Below are 880 nucleotides of genomic sequence, written 5' to 3'. Positions count from 1 at the left end.
GTTGCTTACGCTTGTGCTTGCTGATTCTGATGCAGACTTGCTTGCTGAGTCAGATGTTGATGCACTGTTGCTTGCGCTTGTGCTTGCTGAGTTAGAAGCACTGATTGAAGCTGAGATGCTGTTGCTCAAGCTTGTTGACGCTGAAGCTGAGGCACTACGTGAAGCTGATTCACTGTTGCTTACGCTTGTGCTTACTGATTCTGATGCAGACTTGCTTGCTGAGTCAGATGTTGAAGCACTTGTGCTTGCTGATTCAGATGCACTGATTGAAGCAGAGATGCTGTTGCTCAAGCTTGTTGAATCTGATACAGATGCGCTTGTTGACGCTGATGCACTATTGCTTGCACTTGTGCTTGCTGATTCTGAGGCAGACTTGCTTGCTGAGTCAGATGTTGATGCACTGTTGCTTACGCTTGTGCTTGCTGAGTTAGAAGCACTGATTGAAGCAGAGATGCTGTTGCTCAAGCTTGTTGAATCTGATACAGATGCGCTTGTTGATGCTGAGGCACTACGTGATGCTGACTCGCTGTTGCTTACGCTTGTGCTTGCTGATTCTGATGCGCTGGTTGATGCTGAGGCACTGTTGCTTGCGCTTGTGCTTGCTGATTCAGATGCACTGATTGAAGCAGAGATGCTGTTGCTCAAGCTTGTTGAATCTGATACAGATGCGCTTGTTGATGCTGAAGCACTGTTGCTTGCGCTTGTGCTTGCTGAGTCAGATGTTGATGCACTGTTGCTTGCGCTTGCGCTAACTGATTCTGATGCGCTGATTGAAGCAGAGATGCTGTTGCTTGCGCTTGTGCTTGCTGATTCTGAAGCAGACTTGCTTGCTGAGTCAGATGTTGATGCACTGTTGCATGTTGATGCACTGTTGCTTGCG

At 47.8% G+C, this 880-nt stretch carries 1 protein-coding gene; it reads left to right on the top strand.

Translation table 11 applies throughout. From position 1 onward, the window contains the following. On the top strand, positions 1 to 880 hold an 880-nt coding region (locus tag D8802_RS10205; RefSeq protein WP_185758236.1), incomplete at both ends, for a hypothetical protein.

The sequence above is a fragment of the Streptococcus oralis genome (assembly GCF_003943395.1).
In the GTDB taxonomy this organism is placed as follows: Bacteria; Bacillota; Bacilli; order Lactobacillales; family Streptococcaceae; genus Streptococcus; species Streptococcus oralis_BF.
Note: the sequence above shows the minus strand (reverse complement) of the source record. Positions and strands in the feature narration are given on the sequence as shown.